The organism is Dietzia sp. SLG310A2-38A2 (assembly GCF_014145095.1).
GTDB lineage: Bacteria > Actinomycetota > Actinomycetes > Mycobacteriales > Mycobacteriaceae > Dietzia.
This window is the reverse complement of sequence record NZ_JAALDX010000267.1, coordinates 1-2,109: the sequence shown is the minus strand read 5'-3', so window position 1 is coordinate 2,109 and position 2,109 is coordinate 1. Positions and strand designations below refer to the sequence as shown.

General features: G+C 71.4%; 2 protein-coding genes. Both read left to right on the top strand.

From position 1 onward, the window contains the following. A partial coding sequence (locus tag G6027_RS09820) for an LCP family protein (protein WP_241727006.1) occupies positions 1-1,502 on the top strand: 1,502 nt, incomplete at its 5' end. An 82-nt stretch (positions 1,503-1,584) separates the two neighbouring features. Continuing rightward, positions 1,585-2,109 (top strand): TIGR03089 family protein (locus G6027_RS09815; protein ID WP_182637016.1); only part of this gene is annotated, 525 nt, incomplete at its 3' end.

Here is a 2,109-nt window from a genome sequence, read left to right as displayed (position 1 = left end):
GGCGCCACGCGACCCCCGCCCGCCCGTTGGGCTCGCGGATCGCCCGCACCCTCGCCGCCCTGGCATCCGTGTTCTGCCTCCTGGTGACCGGAGTGGGCTGGTCGCTGTTCAACGGCCTGAGCTCCGACCTGTCCTCCGCCGGAGGGCTCGACGTGGGGGACGGCGGGCTCGACGGCGCCGTCGACATCCTCCTGGTGGGGACCGACAACCGCACCGACGCCCAGGGCAACGCGCTCAGCCAGGAGGAACTCGCCACCGTCCGGACCGGTGAGGACGAGGGCGAGAACACGGACACGATCCTGCTCATCCGGATCCCGGAGGACGGGAGCTCGGCCACCGCGATCTCGATCCCACGGGACGTCTACGTGGAAACCCGGGACATCGGGGGAAGCAAGATCAACGGGGTCTACGCCGGCTACAAGCAGGCCTACCTCGATGAGGCCGTGGCCGACGACCCCGACGGCGCGCTCACCGAGCAGGACCAACGCGACGCCGTCCAGGCCGGCCGCAACGGGTTGATCAACACCATCCGCGATCTCACGGGCGTGCAGGCCGACCACTACGCCGAGATCGGGTTGCTGGGATTCGTCCTGCTCACCGACGCCGTCGGTGGCGTGCCGGTGTGCCTGAACGAGGACGTCGACGAACCGCTGTCCGGTGCGAACTTCCGGGCCGGGGTCCAGACCGTGTCCGGGTCCGACGCCCTGAGCTTCGTGCGTCAGCGGCACGACCTGCCCGCAGGCGACCTCGACCGGATCGTCCGCCAGCAGGCGTTCATGTCCCAGCTGGTCAAGAAGACCCTGTCCGCCGGCACCCTCGCGGACCCGACGAAGCTCGGAGCGCTCGTCGACGCGGCCCGTCGGTCGTTCGTCATCGACGAGAACTGGGACTTCGTGGACTTCGCGATGAAGCTCCAGGACATCAGCGGCGGGAACGTGCGGTTCGAGACCATCCCGGTCACGAGCATCGACTCCTTCACCGAGTGGGGCGAGTCCATCGTCACCGTCGACCCCGACCAGGTCGCGGAGTTCGTCGGCGGATTCGCCAGTACCGACGACGTCGAGGAACAGGATCAGACCCCGACCAGCACTCCCGGCGTGGACCCCGCCGCCGTGACGGTGTCGGTGGTCAACACGACCGCGATCGACGGTCTGGCGGCCCGGGTCTCCGGTTCGCTGTCCGAACTCGGGTACGGCGTCGGGGACCTGCTCACCGATCCGGCCGCCGCCTACACCTCCCACGTCGCGGCCGGCTCGGCGGACGACCCCTCGGCGTTCGCGGTCTCCGACGCGCTGGGCGGGCTGCCCGTCCAGGTGGATCCCGCTGCGCCCCCCGGAGCGGTCCGCGTGGTTCTGGCCGAGGATTACAGCGGCCCCACGGGGGACGCCTCCGCGACCGAGTCCTACTCCCCGGAGACCACCACCTACGCCCCGTTGCCACCGTCGATCGCGCAGCGTCCGACCTTCGATGCCGGCGGTTCGGACGTCCCCTGTGTGAACTGACCGAGCCTCGCCCGACCGAGCCTCACCCGACCGGGCCGCACCTGACCGAGCCGCACCCGACCGACCACCCGGAGGACGACCCGTGAACACCGCCGCAGACACCGTGCTCCAGCCGCTCCTCGCAGCGGACCCGGGCGCGCCGCTGGTCACGCATTACGACCTCGGCGCCCCGTCCCGGATCGAGCTGTCCGTGACCTCGACCGCCAACTGGGCCGCCAAGATCGCCGGGCTGCTGCGCGATGAGGTGAGCGTGGCCCCGGGTGACGTCGTGGTGTGCGACCTGCCGGCCCACTGGCTCACCGCCGGGGTTCTCCTGGGCGTCTGGTGGGCAGGGGCCGAGGTGCGGACCGGGCCGGCCGACGACGCCGTGGCGGTGATCACCACCGCCGACCGCCTGGAACGCCACCCGGCCGATGTCGAGACGCTCCTCATGACCACCGACCCGATGGGTCGCCCGCTGGGCGCGGTCGGCGTGGACGTCCCCCCGGGCGTGATCGACCTGGCCGAGTCGTGTCGGATCCACCCGGACGCGTTCGTACCGTCCGGGCAGGGCCCGTTCGCGCTGGACGGCCAGGCAGTCGAGCACCTGTCGGACCCGACGCTGGCC